This is a genomic window from Amycolatopsis tucumanensis, from assembly GCF_021654135.1.
Classification (GTDB): Bacteria; Actinomycetota; Actinomycetes; order Mycobacteriales; family Pseudonocardiaceae; genus Amycolatopsis_E; species Amycolatopsis_E tucumanensis.
Genome location: NZ_JAKGSD010000148.1, coordinates 1 through 528 on the forward strand (window position 1 = coordinate 1; position 528 = coordinate 528).

1 protein-coding gene is annotated in these 528 nt (G+C 65.5%); it reads right to left on the minus strand.

Annotated elements, in window-relative coordinates; genetic code table 11:
- Nucleotides 1–74 precede the first annotated feature (74 nt).
- Nucleotides 75–476, minus strand: coding sequence for an IS5 family transposase (locus tag L2C96_RS44230; RefSeq protein ID WP_372491331.1), 402 nt, complete (start codon nt 474–476; stop codon nt 75–77).
- Nucleotides 477–528 lie beyond the last annotated feature (52 nt).

The following is a 528-nucleotide window of genomic DNA, read 5'->3' on the forward strand; positions in this document are numbered from 1 at the left end:
AAGGGCCGTCCGTGGCCGTCGCAGGCGAGGTGGATCTTGGTGGTTGGTCCGCCGCGGGACCGGCGATGGCATGATCATGTGGTTCGCTGTGCCCGCCGCACGAGTGCGCTTCCCCCTGTGTGGGACGCGGTCATGCGGCGGGCGCCGGCAGCGTGCTGATGCGCCCGCACGATGCTGGAATCGACCGAGACTTCGCGGTCGAGTTCGTCGATCGCCTCGGCGATCACACGAACCCGTGCCACCAACGCGGACAGAGTGCCGGTGCGTGACCAGCGCCAGAACCGGTTGTAGACCGTCTTCCACGGCCCACACCGCTCCGGCAAGTCACGCCAAGCCACCCCGGTCTTGGCCTTGAACAACATCCCATTGATCACCCGGCGGTCATCGACCCGCGGACGTCCCTTCGTCCCCGACGCCGGCAGCAATGGCTCGATCACCTGCCACTGCTCACCAGTCAACTCGTGCCCACGCACCACAACCCAAGATCAAACCAGGTCGAATCTCCAACTTTGAGGACACGTCCTAGGG